Source organism: Nordella sp. HKS 07 (genome assembly GCF_011046735.1).
Classification (GTDB): Bacteria; Pseudomonadota; Alphaproteobacteria; order Rhizobiales; family Aestuariivirgaceae; genus Taklimakanibacter.
The window spans coordinates 244666-260585 of record NZ_CP049258.1 but is presented as its reverse complement, the minus strand read 5'-3'; the positions used below and the strand labels follow the sequence as shown (position 1 = coordinate 260585).

Sequence of the window (15920 nt, the reverse complement as noted above, 5' to 3'; positions counted from 1 at the left end):
CAAATGTTCTACAGCGGAGTCATCGAAGGCTTCTACGGCAGGCCCTGGTCGGCCGCCCAGCGCATCGAGATGCTGGACTGGATCAGCCAAGCCGGCATGAAGCTCTTTGCCTATGCGCCCAAGGACGACATCAAGATCAGGGCGCGCTGGCGCGAACTTTACGATTGCTGGGAAAGCCGCAGCCTCGTCAATCTCGCCAGCGAGGCGAAAACGCGCAACGTGACGCTCATGGGGGCGGTCTCGCCCTGTCTCGATATCCGCCATTGCGATCCGAGCGAGACCGTGGTGCTCAAGCGCAAGCTGCAGCAACTCGACGACATCGGCATGAGATCCTTCGCCTTGCTCTTCGACGATGTCCCGAGCATCCTCGGGCCCGAGGATGGCAAGCACTTCTCGACCTTTGCGGAAGCACAGGCGCATGTCGTCAACGAGATGCAGGACTTCGTGAAGGCTTTAGGCTCCGATCGCAGGCTGTTCTTCTGCCCGACCGAATATTGCGGGCGCATGGCCGGCGGTGACGTGCGCAAGTCGGCTTATCTCGCAGAGATCGGAGAGAGACTCGCTCCTGGTGTCGAGATCTTCTGGACGGGACCTGAGATCGTCTCGGAAGAGATCACGGCGCAGTCGCTCAGGGAACTTGCCCAGGTGCTGAGGCGCAAGCCGGTGATCTGGGAGAATTTCCACGCCAACGATTATGACATCAGGCGCGTCTATGCCGGGCCGCTCGGCGGACGCAAAACCGAAATCGTGGCGGAGGTCTCAGGCTTCATCACCAATCCCAACAACGAGTTCGAGGCCAATTTCTCCGCCGTCCACACTCTCGGCTGTTTCCTGTCGGATGCCGGCTATAATGAGGCGGAAGCGCTCAAGGCCTCCTGCCGCGACTGGCGGCGGCGCTTCGTCTATGCCTCGAGCGAGCGGCAGCTCGAGCTCGACCAGGTCGAGCTTCTGGCTGATCTCCTCCACCAGCCTTTCCGCCTGGGCCCGCAATCGGCGGCGATCGTCGCGGAAGCGCGCCGGCTTCTGCTGCAGCCCATGGGAGCAGGCTTTGCCGAAGGTGTCGAGCGCATCCGCCATTTCCTCAACCGCGTCTCGAAGCTCTTCGACGACCTCACCGAGATCGGCAACCGTGATCTCTTCTACACGTTCCAGCCTTATCTCTGGGAATGCCGCGAAGAGCTTCTGACCACCGTCCACTATCTCGACTGGCTGGCGACCGGCCCGGAAGCCGGCGCCCGCTTCCCGCATGAAGACCGCATACCCAATACTTATCGACAAGGCTTTGCCGTGGCTCTCCAGCATCTCCTTCCGCGCGACGAGACAGGAGTTTACCGCCATGTCACTTGAGTCCTACCTATTGCGCCACGCGACCCCCGACGACCTGCCGGCGCTCTACAGGGTCTGCCTGAAGACCGGAAATTCCGGCAGGGATGCGACCGCCCTGCAGGACGATCCCGATATCCTGGGCGAGGTCTATGTCGGACCCTATGTAGTGCTGGAGCCGGATCTCGCCTTTGCGCTCGACAGTCCGCATGGACCCATCGGCTATCTGCTCGGCGCCCTCGATACGGTCAGGTTCAATGACCGGCTCGAGCGGGAATGGTTGCCGCGCCTGCAGAAGGCTCACCGCGATCCCGGCGGCGATGCCAAGACCTGGCGAGGCAGCGACTGGGTGCGCCACGTCCTGCATCATCCCTTCCTCGAGGTTCCCGCCGTTCTGGCACCCTACCCCTCGCATGCTCATATCGATCTTCTCATCGAAGCGCGTGGGCACGGGATCGGCCGTCATCTGATGCAGACCATGATGGAGCGTCTCACCGAGCTCGGCTCGTCCGGCCTTCACCTGCAGGTGAGCCCGAAGAATGAAGGCGCGCGGGAATTCTATCACGCCCTTGGCTTTGAAGTGCTCTCTTCACCGGACTTGCCGGGCGACACATTGTTCATGGCGCGCCACCTCGGGGAACTGCATGGCGCGAATTGAATTCGAGCATGTCCACAAGAACTTTGGCGACACGCCGGTTCTCCACGACGTCACACTCAGCATCGAGAGCGGCGAGCTCTGTGTCTTTGTCGGCCCTTCGGGCTGTGGCAAGTCCACGCTCCTGCGCATGGTGGCGGGGCTCGAGACCGTTACCGCGGGCGAGATCAGGCTCGATGGCAGGCGCGCCAATGACTTGCCGCCGCCTGAGCGCAATGTCGCGATGGTGTTCCAGACCTATGCCCTGTTCCCGCATATGACGGTCGCCCAGAATATGGGCTTCGGCCTCAAGATCCGTGGTGTCGCAGGCTCGGTACGAACCGCCAAGATCGCTGAGGTCTCCAGGACCTTGCAGCTCGACGGTCTCCTCCACCGTCGGCCGGCGCAGCTGTCGGGCGGCCAGCGGCAGCGCGTTGCCATCGGGCGCGCCATGCTGCGCGATCCCGCCGTCTATATGTTCGACGAGCCGCTCTCCAATCTCGATGCAGCGCTTCGCATACAGACCAGGCTCGAGATCGCCAAGCTTCACCAGCTGTCCCGGCGCAGCATGATCTATGTCACGCATGACCAGATCGAAGCCATGACGCTCGCCGACCGCATCATTGTCCTCAATCGCGGCCGGGTTGAGCAGGTCGGCTCGCCCATGGAGCTTTACGACCAGCCGGCGAACAAATTCGTGGCGAGCTTCATCGGCGCGCCGGCGATCAATCTCATCGATGCGATTGTCACGGAGAAAGGGCTCGATATAGGGCCAGGGGTCCTTGTCCATCCCGGCATCGCGGCGGCGCCAGGCGCGAAGGTCACCATCGGCATCAGGCCCGAACATCTCGCCATCGCCCGCAGCGAAGGCGAGGCGGCCTTCATCTCGCAAGTCTCGCTCGTCGAAAGGCTGGGGGGCGAAACGCTGATCTATGCGCAAGCGCCGACGGGCGGCGATCTCCTCATCCTCAAGATCCAGGGCAAAACCAATCTCAAGGCGGGAGAGCGGATTGCGCTCGCCGTCGATCAAACGCATCTGCATTTCTTCGGCGCCGACGGGAACAGGCTGTCCTGATCCTCGCTGCAGCTTCAGACATAAGCGATCGAGCGCCCAGCAAGGACTGCCAGAATCCAGATGCCGGCGGAAAAGGCGGCATGATAGCGGGCATTGGCGGGAACCGCCGGCTGCAAGACGGCGCGCCGTTCACCCCAGTGATAGAGGCCGAGATTGGTGAAGCCGGCGGCGATGAAGGCCATTTTGGCCAGAAATACCGGATTCTGTCCGAAGGCTGTCGCCTCGGCGCTGAACATGACGGGCCCACTGAGAAGGAGAAGGATGAGGCCTGTCGCCGCGACGCCGAGTGCGGTCGGCGCTATGGCCGTCGCCATGTGGAAACGCCGGCGCAGAAGTAGAAGGTCGAAGACGAGAATGGCGCCGACGAGCAATGTCGCGCCGACGACATGGGCGAGATTGGCGAGGGGATATAGCCAGACGGATCCCCGCGCGGCAAAGCCGAGACGCGAGAATTCAAGACCCTGGAGGAATGAGTCCCACATCAGCGGTCAGCGCATCTCATAGACCTTGCCGGCGACGGTGACTCGCTCCGCCCGCATTTCATGCGCGCGCCGGGTCGAAGGATATCCTTCCGCTATGATGATAGTTCCGGTCTTCAGCATATCCTCTGTCAAACCCCGGTTCTGCATCCGCGAGATCGGCGCCAGAGTGATTTCCCAGGTCGCGTTGTCGTATTTCAGCATCACGTGGGCGTGCGGGTTTTGCCAGGCGATCATCTCGACCGGCGCTTCGATGGAGAACTTCTTCGCCGAGTCGTAACTGCCCCAGCCGTGATGGGCCGAGGCGACGGCGGTTGCGCCGACGAGGAAGGCGAGGGCGGTGATCAGTCTGTTGCGCATGGCAGTCCTCCTGAAGCCGTCCCCGTCGAGCTTAAGGGCTGAGGCCGCCGGGACAATGCCGGAGAGCGGAGCTCCCGGCATTGTGATGAGGCTTGCACTTCTCATAAGTATGTACTTATATGATTGCCATGATCGAATCCGAGGTTTTTCGCGCGCTGGCCGACCCCACCCGGCGTGCCGTGCTGGAGCGGGTGGCGGCGCGCGAAATGAGCGTCGGCGAGCTGAAGAGCCATTTCGCCGTATCGCAGCCGGCCATCTCGCAGCATCTGGCGGCACTCAAGGGAGCGGGCCTGGTGCGCGAGAGACGCGAAGGCCGCTTCGCCTATTACCGCGCCGATCCGAAGGGGATCGCGCCGCTGTTGAGTTGGGTCGAGCGCTACCGGGCTTTCTGGCCCGAGCGGATCGAGAGACTGAAGGATGTTCTCAAGGGAATGGAACCATGAGCAGCGACAACAAGCCGGAAAATGCAATCATCACCGAATGCGATCTCCATGAGGGACCCGACAAGGTCTGGCGGGCCTTGACCGAACCCGATCTCGTCGCGCGATGGCTGGTGCCTGACGATATCGACTGCCGGGTGATGGAGGCCGATCCCGAAAGGCTGCTGCGCTGCTCATGGAAGAGCCGAGAAGATGAGCGCGACAGCTTCGGCCAAAGCCTCGACACCGTCGTCACATTCGAACTCACCCCGACCCAGGCCGGAGGCACACATTTGCGCATCGTGCATGAAGGCTTTGCCCGTGCCGCGCTTGATGCCGCCAATGACAATCAATCACTGATGATGAGGGCGGCATGAGCAATTTCGTCCCCATCGTCGTCGAGCAGTCGAGCCGGGGCGAGCGCTCCTTCGACATTTTCTCCAGGCTCCTGCGTGAACGCATCGTCTTTCTGAACGGTCAGATCGACGACAACATGTCGGCGCTCATCTGCGCGCAGCTGCTGTTCCTCGAAGCCGAGGGGCCGGGCAAGGAGATCGCCATGTACATCAACTCGCCGGGCGGGGTGGTGACGAGCGGCTTCGCGATCTACGACACGATGCAATACATCAAATGCCCGGTCTCGACGGTGTGTATGGGATTTGCCGCCTCAATGGCGTCGTTTCTTCTGATGGCGGGCGCTCCGGGCAGGCGCATCTCACTCCCCAATGCGCGCATCCTGCTGCACCAGCCCTCCGGCGGCTTCCAGGGCCAGGCCTCCGACATCGAGCGCCATGCCCTGGATATCGTCAAGATGAAGCGGCGGATGATCGGCCTCTATGCCAAGCACTGCAAACGCAGCCTGGAAGAGGTCGAGCGGACCCTCGACCGCGATTTCTTCATGACGGCGGAAGAGGCCAGGGAATGGGGCCTCGTCGATCATGTCTACGAGGTGCGGACCGGCCAGGCGGCTTAGAGCAAAACCCGCCAAAGTTGAAGACTTTGGCGATAAGGATTTGCTCCAAGATATTGACCTCGCGCCGAGTCCTCTTCGGCCGGGATGCGCGCTTAGATCGCTATCTGACGAGGCGTCCTGCCAGTTCCGGGCGGGCCATCGTGCTATTTGCGAAAAGACCGCAGAATCACGATATTGGGCCCCATGGAAGAACCGGAAGACATCATCGCGGATGAAGGCGAGGAGGGTGCAAGGGAAGGTCCCGGCCCGCATGTGATTCGCGCCCATCTAAGGACGCTGCCCAACCGGCCCGGCGTCTATCGGATGTTCGACGCCAAGGGCGACGTGCTTTACGTTGGCAAGGCGCGCAGCCTCAGGAACCGCGTGTCGAATTATGTGCGGCTCGGCGGCCACAGCAACCGCATCGCCGCGATGATCTCGCTGACCGCGAATATGGAGTTCGTGACCACCGAGACCGAGGCCGAAGCGCTGCTCCTCGAGGCCAATCTCATCAAGAAGCTGCGGCCGCGCTTCAATGTCTCGCTCAGGGACGACAAGTCCTTCCCCTATATCCTCATCCGCAAGGACCATGAGGTCGCCCAGATCGTCAAGCATCGGGGTGCGCGCTCGCATAAGGGCAGCTATTTCGGGCCTTTCGCCTCGGCAGGGGCCGTCAATCGCACCATCAACGCCTTGCAGAAGGCCTTTCTCCTGCGCTCCTGCGCCGACAGCGTCTATGAGAACCGCACAAGGCCCTGTCTCCTCTACCAGATCAAGCGCTGTTCGGCACCCTGCACCGGCGAGATCGAGCCTGCGCCCTACACCGAGCTGGTCAAGGAGGCGGAAGCATTCCTCAACGGCAAGAGCAAGACGGTCAAGGCCGAGCTTGCCAAGCTGATGGAGGAAGCCTCCGAACGGCTCGATTTCGAGAGCGCGGCGCGCTATCGCGACCGCATCCAGGCGATGAGCTTCGTGACCTCGGAACAGGGCATCAATCCGCAAGGAGTAGAGGAAGCCGATGTCTTCGGTCTCGCTCAGGAAGGCGGGCAGATCTGCATCCAGGTGTTCTTCTTCCGTGCCGGACAGAATTGGGGCAACCGACCCTATTTCCCGCGCGCCGACAAGTCTCTGCCGGTGGCGGAGGTGCTGGGCTCCTTCCTGGCCCAGTTCTATGACGATAAGCCCATTCCGCCCCTGATCCTCCTGTCGCAGGAGATCGAGGAGACGGCGCTGCTCGAAGAGGCGCTTTCGACCCATGCCGGGCGCAAGGTCGAGATTGCGGTGCCGCAAAGGGGTGAGAAACGGGCGCTGATCGAGCATGCCGTCACCAATGCGCGCGAGGCCATGGGCCGCAAGCTCGCCGAATCGTCCTCACAGGCGAAGCTCCTTGCCGGGGTGGCCCGCGTCTTTGGTCTTGGCGAGCCACCGCGGCGTATCGAGGTCTATGACAACTCCCATATTCAGGGCGCCCAGGCGGTCGGCGGCATGATCGTGGCCGGCCCCGAAGGCTTCCTCAAATCGCAATATCGCAAGTTCAATATCAGGGCCGAGGACCTCACCCCCGGCGACGATTTCGGCATGATGCGGGAAGTACTGACTCGGCGCTTCTCCCGTCTGCTCAAGGAACATGGCGAGCGCGTGCCTGCCGGCGAGACGAATCCCGACCAGCCGCAGGCCTGGCCGGATCTGGTCCTCATCGACGGCGGGCAGGGCCAGCTCAATGCGACGCGCGCTGTGTTGGCCGATCTCGGGATCGCCGATCTCTGTATCGCCGGCGTCGCCAAGGGACCGGACCGCGATGCCGGGCGCGAGCATTTCTATGTCCCGGACAAGCCCTCCTTCATGCTCGAGGCGCGCGACCCCGTCCTTTACTATATCCAGCGGCTCCGGGACGAGGCGCACCGCTTCGCCATCGGGAGCCACCGAGCCAAGCGGGCCAGGGCGATAGCGCTAAATCCGCTCGATGAGATCGCGGGGATTGGCCCGACTCGCAAAAAAGCCTTATTGCAAGCCTTTGGATCGGCCAAGGCGGTGGCGCGGGCCAGCCTTGCCGATTTGGCAAAGGTTGAAGGGGTGAATAACGCTTTGGCCCAGGCTATCTATGACCATTTCCACGAGGGCGCTTTATGAGCGACGCGGTGACAAAATTGGCTCAGAAGGAAAGCCAGCGGCACGCACTGAGCCTGCCCAATATGCTGACCTATGGGCGACTTGTCGCGGTGCCCGTGGTCGCCGGCCTGATCCTGTGGGGCGGGGACGCGGCGCGCTGGACGGCGCTCGCTCTCTTCATCGCGGCCGCCATCACTGATTTCTTCGACGGCTACCTGGCCCGGCGCTGGGGCCAGCAATCGGCGCTTGGGCGCATGCTCGATCCCATCGCCGACAAGGTCCTGGTGGCGGTGGTGCTCCTGGTGCTCACCACCGACCGCACCATCGATGACGCGCATATCTGGGCTGCGATCATCATCCTCACGCGCGAGGTGCTGGTGTCGGGTCTGCGCGAATTCCTGGCGGAACTGCGTGTCTCGGTCCCCGTCACCAAGGTCGCCAAGTGGAAGACCACCGTGCAATTAATTGCAATCGGCTTCCTGATCGCCGGGCCTGCCGGCGACAAGATCCTGCCCTATGTCAGCGAGTTCGGACTGTTCTGCCTGTGGATCGCCGCAGCTCTCACCCTCTATACGGGCTACGATTATTTCCGTGCCGGCATCGGCCATGTGATGGAAGACAAGTGACGAAACTCCTCTATTTCGCCCGCATGCGCCAGATCATAGGCAAAGGGGAGGAGGAGATCACTCTCCCGGCCGAAGTCACCACCGTGAACCTGCTGATCGACTTTCTGAAGAAGCGCGACGAGGCCTATGCCGCGGCTTTCGCCGACCCGCGCATTATCCGCGCCGCAATCAACCAAGCGCATGCGCCCCTCGACGCGTCTATTGCGGGCGCGCGCGAGATTGCGTTTTTCCCGCCGGTAACCGGCGGGTAGGCCGATGCCGGACCAGGCCGTTCTCTTGCAGGAGGCTGTCCGGCAGTTTGGCGAGGCTTGGGCGAGTGGCGATCTGCGGACGCTCGATGCACTGTTGTCGCCGACCTACAGCCATTCGGATGCCTTTGGGAAGCTCTATGACCGTGCCGGCTGGCTTGCCTATGCCGCCGCACGCGCCGGGCGCGGCACGCAGATATCATTCCGGGAAGTCGAGACACGGTATATCGGTGACATTGCCGTGGTCACCGGTGTCAACGATCTCACGGGCGGCGGCATTCGCAATGCGGGAGATCAAACGGACCTGTCCATCCGCTTCACGCAAGTCTGGCTCTTGCGCGACGGTAAGTGGCTGCGGGAGGCATTCCAGGCCACGCCGATCCAGGAGGATTCAAACGGTGCGTGAGATAAAAAGAGGAGCGCGCGGGGAATGAGCCCGCGCGCGACTGGTCGTCAGATGTTCAGAGCGTTCAGGCGGCCTTTTTCTTCGGCTGCACTTCGTTGAGATAGTCGGCCCGCAAGCTGCGGGAAATATCGCCGACGGCGAACTTGTAGGGGCCGATCTCGCCGACCGGCGTCACTTCGGCCGCGGTGCCGACGATGAAGCATTGCTCGAAGCCCGCGAGCTCTTCCGGCATGATGGCGCGTTCGATCACCTTGATCTGGCGCTTCTGGGCGAGACCGATGACGGTGCGGCGCGTGATACCGTCCAGGAAGCAGTCCGGGGTCGGCGTATGGATTTCACCGTTCTTCACGAAGAAGATATTGGCGCCGGTGCATTCGGCAACCTGGCCGCGCCAGTCCAGCATCATGGCGTCGGCATAGCCTTTGCGCTCGGCCTTGTGCTTGGAGATGGTGCAGATCATGTACAGGCCGACCGCCTTGGCCTTGGACGGAGCGGTCAGCGGGTCGGGGCGTCGGAACTCCGCGATATCGAGGCGGATGCCCTTTTCGAGCTGGGTCGGATCGAAATAGGACGGCCACTGCCAGATGGCGATGGCGACATTGATCTTGGTATTCTGGGCGGAAACACCCATCATCTCGGAGCCACGCCAGGCGATCGGCCGGACATAAGCATCGGCGAAGCCCTGACGCTTCAAGGTCTCGCGGCAGGCGGCATCGATCTCGGCCACGGTGTAGGGAATCTTCATATCGAGCATCTCGGCCGAATCGAACAGGCGCTGGGTATGCTCGGTCAGCTTGAAGATCTCGCCGCCATAGGCGCGCTCGCCCTCGAAAACGGCGCTGCCATAATGCAAAGCGTGGGTGAGGACATGGACCTTGGCGTCCTTCCACGGCACGAATTCGCCATTCATCCAGATGACGCCGTCGCGCTGGTCAAAAGGAACGATCGACATGGCTTGTCTCCCATTTATTCGGCTGCCCGGCATTTTTGCACGCAGCCTCGGTTCGGCCTATATGTCATCACGGCTGTCCGAATGTTCAGCCACGATGACGCAACAAGGTTTCTTGCGATTGTGATGTCTTGTAACAAACTTCGGAAAATACGTCAATATGGCTGACATAATTTCTGAGCGCGATGTGAGCGATGAGGATATCGTCAGCCTGATCGAGCTTCTGTTCTTCGCATATCGCGATTTCACCTCCGATCCCGATGCGATATTGGCGGAATGGGGCTTCGGGCGGGCGCATCACCGCGTCGTGCATTTTGTCGGCCGCAACCCTGGCATGACGGTGGCGCAGCTCTTGAGCATCCTAGGGATCACCAAGCAGAGCCTCGGCCGTGTGTTGCGCGATCTCATCGAAAAGGATCTCGTCTATCAGCGTGCTGGCGATACGGACCGGCGGCAGCGGCTTTTGTTCCTGACCGAGGAAGGTGAGGCGCTACGTCTCAAGCTGATGGCGCCGCAAGCCGAGCGCATCATCCGCGCCCTCGGCGAGGCAGGCGATGAGGCGGAGCCCAATTACAGGAAGGTTCTCTATCACCTTATCAGTCCGGAGAACCGTCGCTCGGTGAGCGAATGGCTCACCAGCCGCAGCGCGCGGGGCAAGTAGAGATGAGCGAAGAGAAGCCGCATATACTGGTGATCGACGACGACCGCCGCATCCGTGAGCTGCTGCACTCCTATCTGGCCGAGAACGACTTCAGGGTCACAGTGGCGGCGAGTGCGACGGAGGCGCGCGACAAGATGCGCGGGCTAGCCTTCGATCTCCTCATCCTCGACGTGATGATGCCAGGTGAATCCGGAACGGCGTTGGCGCAGTCCCTGCGTGGCGCGAAGGAGCGCATACCGATCCTCATGCTCTCGGCGCTGTCGGAGATCGAGGATAGGATCAACGGACTGATGGCAGGCAGCGACGACTATCTGCCGAAGCCGTTCGAACCGCGCGAGTTGCTGCTGCGGGTGCAGAATCTCTTGCGCCGTTCCTCCTCGCCGCCCGATCAGCGTGTCGATGTTCGCTTCGGCGCCTGCCAGTTCAACATGACGCGCGGCGAACTCCGGCGCAATGGCGAGCTCGTCAAGCTGACCACGCGCGAGCGCGAATTGCTGCGTCAGTTCGTGCAGAATGCCGGCCAGTCCATCACCCGTGCGGAACTTTCACCCGAAGGGACCGAGGACAATGCCCGCACCGTCGATGTCCAGATCAATCGCCTGCGCCAGAAAATCGAGGAGGATCCCTCCAATCCGGTTTATCTGCAAACCGTGCGCGGAGCGGGCTATACTCTGCATCTCGATTGACAGGACAACGGCATGAGCGTCGCCAGCGAGAGCGAACCCAAAATAGAACATCCCACGCTTTACTGGCGCTTCAACCGCTTCCTCGAGCGCTACCTGCCGGGCGGACTCTATCAGCGATCTCTGATCATCGTCGTGGCGCCCATCGTGCTGCTGCAGAGCATCATGGTCGGCGTCATTCTCGACCGTCACTGGGACAATGTGACGAGAGTGCTCGCCCGTTCGCTGGCACGCGACATTTCGCTGGTCATCGAGCTTTACGGCAAGACGGAAAAGTCGCCCGCCGCGATCGCCAATTTCACCGAGATGGTGAACCGGCGCCTGCGCCTCAGGCTGGAAATCCAGGACAATGCTTCTCTGCCGCCGCCCAAGCCGGCGCCGTGGCTGTCCATTGTCGACACACGGCTCAGCCGTTATCTCGATAACGAAGGCTTGCCGGCCTGGATCGACAGCACCAGCAGCCCTGGCTATGTCGAAATTCGCGTCGAGGCCGGGGGAGGAACCGTCTTTCGCTTTTTGCCGAATGACGAGCGGGCTTTCGCGGCCAATACCAATTCATTGCTGCTCTGGATGCTGGTATCGTCCCTGGTGCTCCTGGCCATCGCCATCGTCTTCATGCGCAAACAAATCAAGCCGATCATCGAGCTCGCGCATGCGGCGCGCAGCTTCGGTCTCGGCCATGATGTCAGTCACTTCACTCCGCGCGGCGCGACGGAGGTTCGCCAGGCGGCGCAAGCCTTCCTCAACATGAAGGAACGCATCGAGCGGCATGTCGAGCAGCGCACGGCAATGCTGGCGGGGGTCAGCCACGATCTGCGCACCATCCTCACCCGTTTCAAGCTCGAGCTCGCTTTCCTCGGCGACAGCGCCAAGGTGAAAGCGCTCAAGGGCGATGTCGAAGAAATGCAGACGATGCTCGAAGCCTATATGAATTTCGCGCGTGGCGCCGGTGGAGAGAAGGCGGAAGTGAGCGATATCGCGCAAATGGTCGCGAGTGCTGCGAAAAGCGGCTCGCGGCCGCGTTCGCAGGTGAAGGTCGACGTGGCGCCGGATCTCGTCGCCAAGGTAAAGCCCAATGCCTTCCGGCGCCTCATCCTGAACCTGGTCGCCAATGCGGCGCGTTTCGGCCAGGAGATCGCCGTGAAAGTGAAGATCAAGGGCAGCCGGCTGGTCGTCACCGTCGATGACAATGGGCCGGGCATTCCGGCCAATATGCGCGAAGATGTGTTCCGGCCCTTCTTCCGGCTCGATGAGGCGCGCAATCAGGACGAGCCGGGAACCGGGCTCGGTCTGTCAATCGCCCGCGACATCGCGCGCGCTCATGGCGGAGATATCAAGCTGGAGGACAGCCCGCTCGGAGGCCTGCGCGCGGTGGTCACGATCCCGGTATAGTTCCGGGTATCCTGATAGAAACCCCGCGCTCAGCGCATATCCTTGCGCTCGACCATCACCTTACCATCGAAGGCGAAGACCAGCTCGCCATTCTGATTGAAGCCTTCGCTATGTTTCGTGGCGAGGCCCCAGCGCGGCCGCGACACCATTTCGCGCTTCGCGGTGATCTCCATCCAATAGGTAACGGTGTCGCCCGGATAAACCGGTTTGATCCATTTGAGATTGGTCACACCGGGCGAGGGGCCATGCTCCGGCAGGACGTCGCCGCGCGCGACCCGCACCTTGCGGGCGGCATCGTCGGCTTCGACATAGCAGCGCATCCAGGCCGACGCGGTATGCCAGCCGGACGCCGCGAGCCGGCCGAAATGGCTTTCAGCCGCCGCCTCGTCGTCGATATGGAATACCTGCGGATCGTAGGCGCGGGCGAAGCGCAGGATCGCTTCCCGGGTGAAATGATAGGCGCCGAGCTGCCATTTCTGCCCGATTTCCGCTTCTTCAAAGTACAGCCCCATCATGGCGCGCGCACCTTGATCAGATTGACGCCGGTCATGTCGATTTTCGCCTCGCCTGCGACGGAATGCGCCTCCCAGCGCATAGTGACGAGCCCCATATCCGGGCGGCTCTTGGACTGACGCTTGGCGAGGACTGTCATCCGTCCGCGCAAGGTCTCGCCCGCGTAGACGGGCTTCAGCCACTTGATCTCATCAAGCCCGGGCGAGCCCATGCCCGCGGTGCGGGCCAGATAGCCGTCGACCATCATGCGCATGAGCATGCCGCAAGTATGCCAGCCCGACGCTGACAGCCCTCCGAGCACGGAGGATTTCGCTCTCTCTTCGTCGAGATGGAAGAATTGCGGGTCGAATTCGCTGGCGAAGGCCTTGACCTCCGCAGCCGTCACTTCATAGGTGCCGAGATCCAGACTCTCTCCGACGGCGAAATCCTCAAAGTGGAGAAGCTCGGCCATCGCACCGCCTCAATTCGCGAAGCGGAAATGCAGGACGTCGCCATCCTGCACGACATATTCCTTGCCCTCGAGCCTGAGCTTGCCGGCATCGCGCGCACCCGCCTCGCCATTGAGGCCGACATAATCGTCATAGGCGATGGTCTCGGAGCGGATGAAGCCCTTCTCGAAGTCGGTATGGATGACGCCGGCGGCCTGCGGCGCGCGGGTGCCCTTGGTGACGGTCCAGGCACGCGCTTCCTTGGGGCCCACGGTGAAATATGTCACAAGGTGGAGAAGCTCGTAGCCGGCGCGGATCACGCGATTGAGGCCGGGCTCGGCTAGTCCGATCGTGTCGAGATAGTCCTTCTGCTCGGCCAGGGGGAGAACGGCGATCTCGCTTTCGATCTTGGCCGACACCACCACCGCCTCGGCGCCTTCCTCCTTGGCACGATCGATCACTTTCGCCGAATAGGCGTTGCCCTTATCGGCGGAAGCTTCCTCGACATTGCAGACATAGAGGACCGGCTTGGAGCTCAGGAGGCCCAGCATCTGAAAGCTCTTCTCCTCCTCCGGCTTCCGCTCGACGAGGCGGGCGGGCTTGCCTTCCTGCAGGAGCACGAGGGCGCGCTTGACCAGGTCATACTGTTCCTTGGCTTCCTTGTCGCCGCCGCGCAGCTTCTTCTCGAGATTGACGGCGCGCTTCTCCAGGCTGTCGAGATCGGCCAGCATCAATTCGGTCTCGATCGTCTCGATGTCGCGGATCGGATCGACGCCGCCCTCAACGTGAGTGACGTCACCGTCCTCAAAGCAGCGTACCACATGGGCGATGGCGTCGACCTCGCGGATATTGGCGAGGAACTGGTTGCCGAGGCCTTCGCCCTTGGAGGCGCCGCGCACCAGGCCGGCAATGTCGACGAAAGTCAGTCGTGTCGGGATGATCTGGCCGCTCTTGGCGATGGCGGCCAGACGCTCGAGGCGCGGGTCGGGAACGCCGACATCACCGACATTGGGCTCAATCGTGCAGAAGGGATAATTCGCCGCCTGCGCCGCCGCCGTCTGGGTCAGGGCGTTGAACAATGTCGATTTGCCGACATTCGGCAGGCCGACAATGCCGCATTTGAAACCCATTAGTCAGTCTCCTTTTTGCCCGGCTTCGGTTTTTCCGGCTCGGGATTGAGTGTCAAATGCACCCTGTTCTGGAAAGTCGCAAAATCGCGTTTGGCGAGCAGGTCGGCATTGTCGGCGAGAGTATCGATCAACGGTTCGAGCCAGAGCTTGTCGGCCTTGCTGAAATCGCCCAGCACATGGATATGCGCCATGCCTTTCACGTCGAGCTTACCGACACCCAGGCGCACGCGGTGATAGCCGTTTCCGATATGCGCGTCGATCGAGCGGATGCCATTGTTGCCAGCGCTGCCGCCGCCGGTCTTCACCCGCACCTTGGCCGGCGGCAGGTCGATCTCGTCGTGCAGCACCACGACATCGTCGGGAGTCAGATTGTAGAAGCGCATGGCCTCGCCGACGGCGCGCCCCGATTCATTCATGTAGGTGAGCGGCTTGAGGGCGAGGATGCGCTCGCCAGCGAGCGTGCCTTCCGAAGTCTCGCCCTGAAAGCGCTTGCGCCAAGCGCCGAAACCATGGCGGCGCACTATGGAGTCCACCGCCAGGAAGCCTATGTTGTGCCGGTTGCCGGCATATTTGGACCCGGGATTGCCGAGGCCCACGAGAAGAAGCATCGAGCCCTCCTGGATCACGATCACTTCAGGTCGGCACGACCTGAAGTGATGTATGTGATCGGAATCCTGAAATTAACGCGTGACCGGATGGAAAACCGGTGCCCATTTTTCCTGATCACGCGCTAAAACTTCCCGCGCCGTTCCTGGACGCGGGAAGCGAAGGGTTACTTCTTCTTGTCGCCTGCCTTGGCAGCCGGCGCAGCGGCGGCCTTGGCGTCCTTGCCAGCGGCAGGGGCGGCACCCGGAGCGGCGGGAGGCGCCTTCTGGGCGGTGGCCGGAACTTCCGCGGCCGGCGCTTCGGCAGCGGCGGTTTCCTCTTCCTTGAGGCCGGCGGGCGCAGCGATGGTCGCGATGGTCAAGTCGCGCTCGCGGGCGGCCGGGGTCACGTTCTCGGGCAGCTTGATCGCCGAGATGTGAACCGATTGGCCGATCTCGAGGCCGGTGAGGTCGACCACGATCTGGTCCGGGATGAAGTCGGCCGGGCAGTAGAGTCCGATCTCGTGGCTCACGATGTTCAGCACGGCGCCCTTCTTGATGCCGGGCGATTCAGCGTGGTTCGTGAAGTGGACCGGGACTTCGACGAGGATGCGGGCATTCTTGCCGAGGCGCAGGAAGTCGACATGGGTGATGAAGTCGCGCACCGGCTCGAACTGGATGTCGCGCGGAATGGCGCGCACGACCGCACCGTCGACTTCGAGGTCGACCAGGGTCGACATGAAGCGGCCGGTATTCACATGCGGCAGCAGCTCGTTATAGGCGAAGGAGATGTTCTGGGGCTCCTTCTTGTCACCGTAAACGACGCCAGGGATACGGCCTTCGCGGCGGACAGCACGGGCGGCCCCCTTGCCGGCCCGGCCACGCGCCGTGGCCTGAAGCTTAATGATCTTGGACATTCTAATCTCCGATTGGATATGGATTGCGCGGA

21 protein-coding genes are annotated in these 15920 nt (G+C 62.1%); 13 read left to right on the top strand and 8 right to left on the bottom strand.

The annotated features are described in order from the left end of the window. Positions 1-3 precede the first annotated feature (3 nt). From G5V57_RS01235 to G5V57_RS01225, 3 genes are read left to right on the top strand one after another with little or no spacing between them, the layout of a single operon-like run. Complete coding sequence (locus G5V57_RS01235; protein ID WP_165165825.1) at positions 4-1347, top strand: beta-N-acetylglucosaminidase domain-containing protein; 1344 nt, start codon at positions 4-6, stop codon at positions 1345-1347. Continuing rightward, on the top strand, positions 1337-1981 hold the full coding sequence (locus G5V57_RS01230) for an N-acetyltransferase (protein WP_165165824.1): 645 nt from the start codon (positions 1337-1339) through the stop codon (positions 1979-1981). The genes G5V57_RS01235 and G5V57_RS01230 overlap by 11 nt, the downstream gene beginning before the upstream one ends. Then, complete coding sequence (locus tag G5V57_RS01225; RefSeq protein WP_165165823.1) at positions 1968-3032, top strand: ABC transporter ATP-binding protein; 1065 nt, start codon at positions 1968-1970, stop codon at positions 3030-3032. The genes G5V57_RS01230 and G5V57_RS01225 overlap by 14 nt, the downstream gene beginning before the upstream one ends. A gap of 14 nt (positions 3033-3046) precedes the next feature. Here the strand turns inward: G5V57_RS01225 and G5V57_RS01220 are convergent, their stop codons facing one another. Together G5V57_RS01220 and G5V57_RS01215 are read right to left on the bottom strand one after the other, a co-directional pair. Further along, a complete protein-coding gene (locus G5V57_RS01220; RefSeq protein WP_165165822.1) occupies positions 3047-3514 on the bottom strand; it encodes a hypothetical protein in 468 nt (155 codons plus the stop codon). Positions 3515-3520: 6 nt separating this feature from the next. Beyond that, positions 3521-3871, bottom strand: coding sequence for a DUF6152 family protein (locus G5V57_RS01215; RefSeq protein WP_165165821.1), 351 nt, complete (start codon positions 3869-3871; stop codon positions 3521-3523). A 128-nt stretch (positions 3872-3999) separates the two neighbouring features. Here G5V57_RS01215 and G5V57_RS01210 point away from each other — a divergent pair, with 128 nt between their 5' ends. The 7 genes from G5V57_RS01210 to G5V57_RS01180 all read left to right on the top strand — a co-directional run bounded on the left by G5V57_RS01210 (position 4000) and on the right by G5V57_RS01180 (position 8631). Continuing rightward, a complete protein-coding gene (locus tag G5V57_RS01210) occupies positions 4000-4314 on the top strand; it encodes a helix-turn-helix transcriptional regulator (RefSeq protein WP_165165820.1) in 315 nt (104 codons plus the stop codon). Next, a complete protein-coding gene (locus G5V57_RS01205) occupies positions 4311-4667 on the top strand; it encodes an SRPBCC domain-containing protein (protein ID WP_165165819.1) in 357 nt (118 codons plus the stop codon). Before G5V57_RS01210 ends, G5V57_RS01205 begins: the two co-directional genes overlap by 4 nt. Continuing rightward, positions 4664-5263 (top strand): ATP-dependent Clp protease proteolytic subunit, encoded by a 600-nt coding sequence (locus G5V57_RS01200; protein WP_165165818.1) that lies wholly within the window; start codon positions 4664-4666, stop codon positions 5261-5263. Before G5V57_RS01205 ends, G5V57_RS01200 begins: the two co-directional genes overlap by 4 nt. Positions 5264-5446: 183 nt before the next feature. Next, positions 5447-7372 carry an excinuclease ABC subunit UvrC gene (gene uvrC / locus G5V57_RS01195; RefSeq protein ID WP_165165817.1) on the top strand — a complete coding sequence of 642 codons (1926 nt, stop codon included), beginning with the start codon at positions 5447-5449 and terminating at the stop codon, positions 7370-7372. Continuing rightward, complete coding sequence (gene pgsA / locus G5V57_RS01190) at positions 7369-7977, top strand: CDP-diacylglycerol--glycerol-3-phosphate 3-phosphatidyltransferase (RefSeq protein ID WP_165165816.1); 609 nt, start codon at positions 7369-7371, stop codon at positions 7975-7977. The genes uvrC and pgsA overlap by 4 nt, the downstream gene beginning before the upstream one ends. Continuing rightward, a complete protein-coding gene (gene moaD, locus G5V57_RS01185) occupies positions 7974-8228 on the top strand; it encodes a molybdopterin converting factor subunit 1 (protein WP_165165815.1) in 255 nt (84 codons plus the stop codon). Before pgsA ends, moaD begins: the two co-directional genes overlap by 4 nt. Positions 8229-8232: 4 nt before the next feature. Then, complete coding sequence (locus G5V57_RS01180; protein WP_165165814.1) at positions 8233-8631, top strand: nuclear transport factor 2 family protein; 399 nt, start codon at positions 8233-8235, stop codon at positions 8629-8631. Between the two features lie 64 nt (positions 8632-8695). Here the strand turns inward: G5V57_RS01180 and G5V57_RS01175 are convergent, their stop codons facing one another. Further along, positions 8696-9583 carry a branched-chain amino acid aminotransferase gene (locus tag G5V57_RS01175; RefSeq protein ID WP_165165813.1) on the bottom strand — a complete coding sequence of 296 codons (888 nt, stop codon included), beginning with the start codon at positions 9581-9583 and terminating at the stop codon, positions 8696-8698. Positions 9584-9740: 157 nt separating this feature from the next. Here G5V57_RS01175 and G5V57_RS01170 point away from each other — a divergent pair, with 157 nt between their 5' ends. From G5V57_RS01170 to G5V57_RS01160, 3 genes are read left to right on the top strand one after another with little or no spacing between them, the layout of a single operon-like run. Continuing rightward, entirely contained in the window at positions 9741-10241 is a 501-nt protein-coding gene (locus G5V57_RS01170; protein WP_165165812.1) for a MarR family winged helix-turn-helix transcriptional regulator, read from the top strand. A 2-nt stretch (positions 10242-10243) separates the two neighbouring features. After that, positions 10244-10927: a response regulator gene (locus G5V57_RS01165; protein ID WP_165165811.1), complete on the top strand. Its 684-nt coding sequence runs from the start codon at positions 10244-10246 to the stop codon at positions 10925-10927. 12 nt (positions 10928-10939) lie between these two features. Then, positions 10940-12316, top strand: coding sequence for an ATP-binding protein (locus tag G5V57_RS01160; protein WP_165165810.1), 1377 nt, complete (start codon positions 10940-10942; stop codon positions 12314-12316). A 29-nt stretch (positions 12317-12345) separates the two neighbouring features. On the opposite strand, the gene G5V57_RS01155 is transcribed toward G5V57_RS01160, so the two are convergent. The 5 genes from G5V57_RS01155 to G5V57_RS01135 all read right to left on the bottom strand — a co-directional run bounded on the left by G5V57_RS01155 (position 12346) and on the right by G5V57_RS01135 (position 15888). Continuing rightward, a complete protein-coding gene (locus tag G5V57_RS01155; RefSeq protein WP_246737481.1) occupies positions 12346-12831 on the bottom strand; it encodes a MaoC family dehydratase in 486 nt (161 codons plus the stop codon). Continuing rightward, positions 12828-13280: a MaoC family dehydratase gene (locus tag G5V57_RS01150; RefSeq protein WP_165165809.1), complete on the bottom strand. Its 453-nt coding sequence runs from the start codon at positions 13278-13280 to the stop codon at positions 12828-12830. Before G5V57_RS01150 ends, G5V57_RS01155 begins: the two co-directional genes overlap by 4 nt. A gap of 9 nt (positions 13281-13289) precedes the next feature. Continuing rightward, positions 13290-14387: a redox-regulated ATPase YchF gene (ychF, locus tag G5V57_RS01145; RefSeq protein ID WP_165165808.1), complete on the bottom strand. Its 1098-nt coding sequence runs from the start codon at positions 14385-14387 to the stop codon at positions 13290-13292. Then, entirely contained in the window at positions 14387-14995 is a 609-nt protein-coding gene (gene pth / locus G5V57_RS01140; protein ID WP_165165807.1) for an aminoacyl-tRNA hydrolase, read from the bottom strand. The genes ychF and pth overlap by 1 nt, the downstream gene beginning before the upstream one ends. Before the next feature lie 164 nt (positions 14996-15159). Further along, positions 15160-15888 (bottom strand): 50S ribosomal protein L25/general stress protein Ctc, encoded by a 729-nt coding sequence (locus tag G5V57_RS01135; RefSeq protein WP_165165806.1) that lies wholly within the window; start codon positions 15886-15888, stop codon positions 15160-15162. Positions 15889-15920: the final 32 nt, after the last annotated feature.

Excerpts from the sequence above, each read along its gene's own strand:
- G5V57_RS01170 (WP_165165812.1), top strand. The coding sequence starts at position 9,741 with ATGGCTGACATAATTTCTGAGCGCGATGTGAGCGATGAGGATATCGTC.
- G5V57_RS01230 (WP_165165824.1), top strand. The coding sequence starts at position 1,337 with ATGTCACTTGAGTCCTACCTATTGCGCCACGCGACCCCCGACGACCTG.
- G5V57_RS01175 (WP_165165813.1), bottom strand. The coding sequence starts at position 9,583 with ATGTCGATCGTTCCTTTTGACCAGCGCGACGGCGTCATCTGGATGAAT.
- pgsA (WP_165165816.1), top strand. The coding sequence starts at position 7,369 with ATGAGCGACGCGGTGACAAAATTGGCTCAGAAGGAAAGCCAGCGGCAC.
- pth (WP_165165807.1), bottom strand. The coding sequence starts at position 14,995 with ATGCTTCTTCTCGTGGGCCTCGGCAATCCCGGGTCCAAATATGCCGGC.
- G5V57_RS01135 (WP_165165806.1), bottom strand. The coding sequence starts at position 15,888 with ATGTCCAAGATCATTAAGCTTCAGGCCACGGCGCGTGGCCGGGCCGGC.
- G5V57_RS01155 (WP_246737481.1), bottom strand. The coding sequence starts at position 12,831 with ATGATGGGGCTGTACTTTGAAGAAGCGGAAATCGGGCAGAAATGGCAG.
- G5V57_RS01225 (WP_165165823.1), top strand. The coding sequence starts at position 1,968 with ATGGCGCGAATTGAATTCGAGCATGTCCACAAGAACTTTGGCGACACG.
- G5V57_RS01165 (WP_165165811.1), top strand. The coding sequence starts at position 10,244 with ATGAGCGAAGAGAAGCCGCATATACTGGTGATCGACGACGACCGCCGC.
- ychF (WP_165165808.1), bottom strand. The coding sequence starts at position 14,387 with ATGGGTTTCAAATGCGGCATTGTCGGCCTGCCGAATGTCGGCAAATCG.
- G5V57_RS01160 (WP_165165810.1), top strand. The coding sequence starts at position 10,940 with ATGAGCGTCGCCAGCGAGAGCGAACCCAAAATAGAACATCCCACGCTT.
- G5V57_RS01215 (WP_165165821.1), bottom strand. The coding sequence starts at position 3,871 with ATGCGCAACAGACTGATCACCGCCCTCGCCTTCCTCGTCGGCGCAACC.
- G5V57_RS01150 (WP_165165809.1), bottom strand. The coding sequence starts at position 13,280 with ATGGCCGAGCTTCTCCACTTTGAGGATTTCGCCGTCGGAGAGAGTCTG.
- G5V57_RS01220 (WP_165165822.1), bottom strand. The coding sequence starts at position 3,514 with ATGTGGGACTCATTCCTCCAGGGTCTTGAATTCTCGCGTCTCGGCTTT.
- G5V57_RS01235 (WP_165165825.1), top strand. The coding sequence starts at position 4 with ATGTTCTACAGCGGAGTCATCGAAGGCTTCTACGGCAGGCCCTGGTCG.
- G5V57_RS01200 (WP_165165818.1), top strand. The coding sequence starts at position 4,664 with ATGAGCAATTTCGTCCCCATCGTCGTCGAGCAGTCGAGCCGGGGCGAG.
- G5V57_RS01205 (WP_165165819.1), top strand. The coding sequence starts at position 4,311 with ATGAGCAGCGACAACAAGCCGGAAAATGCAATCATCACCGAATGCGAT.
- G5V57_RS01180 (WP_165165814.1), top strand. The coding sequence starts at position 8,233 with ATGCCGGACCAGGCCGTTCTCTTGCAGGAGGCTGTCCGGCAGTTTGGC.
- G5V57_RS01210 (WP_165165820.1), top strand. The coding sequence starts at position 4,000 with ATGATCGAATCCGAGGTTTTTCGCGCGCTGGCCGACCCCACCCGGCGT.
- uvrC (WP_165165817.1), top strand. The coding sequence starts at position 5,447 with ATGGAAGAACCGGAAGACATCATCGCGGATGAAGGCGAGGAGGGTGCA.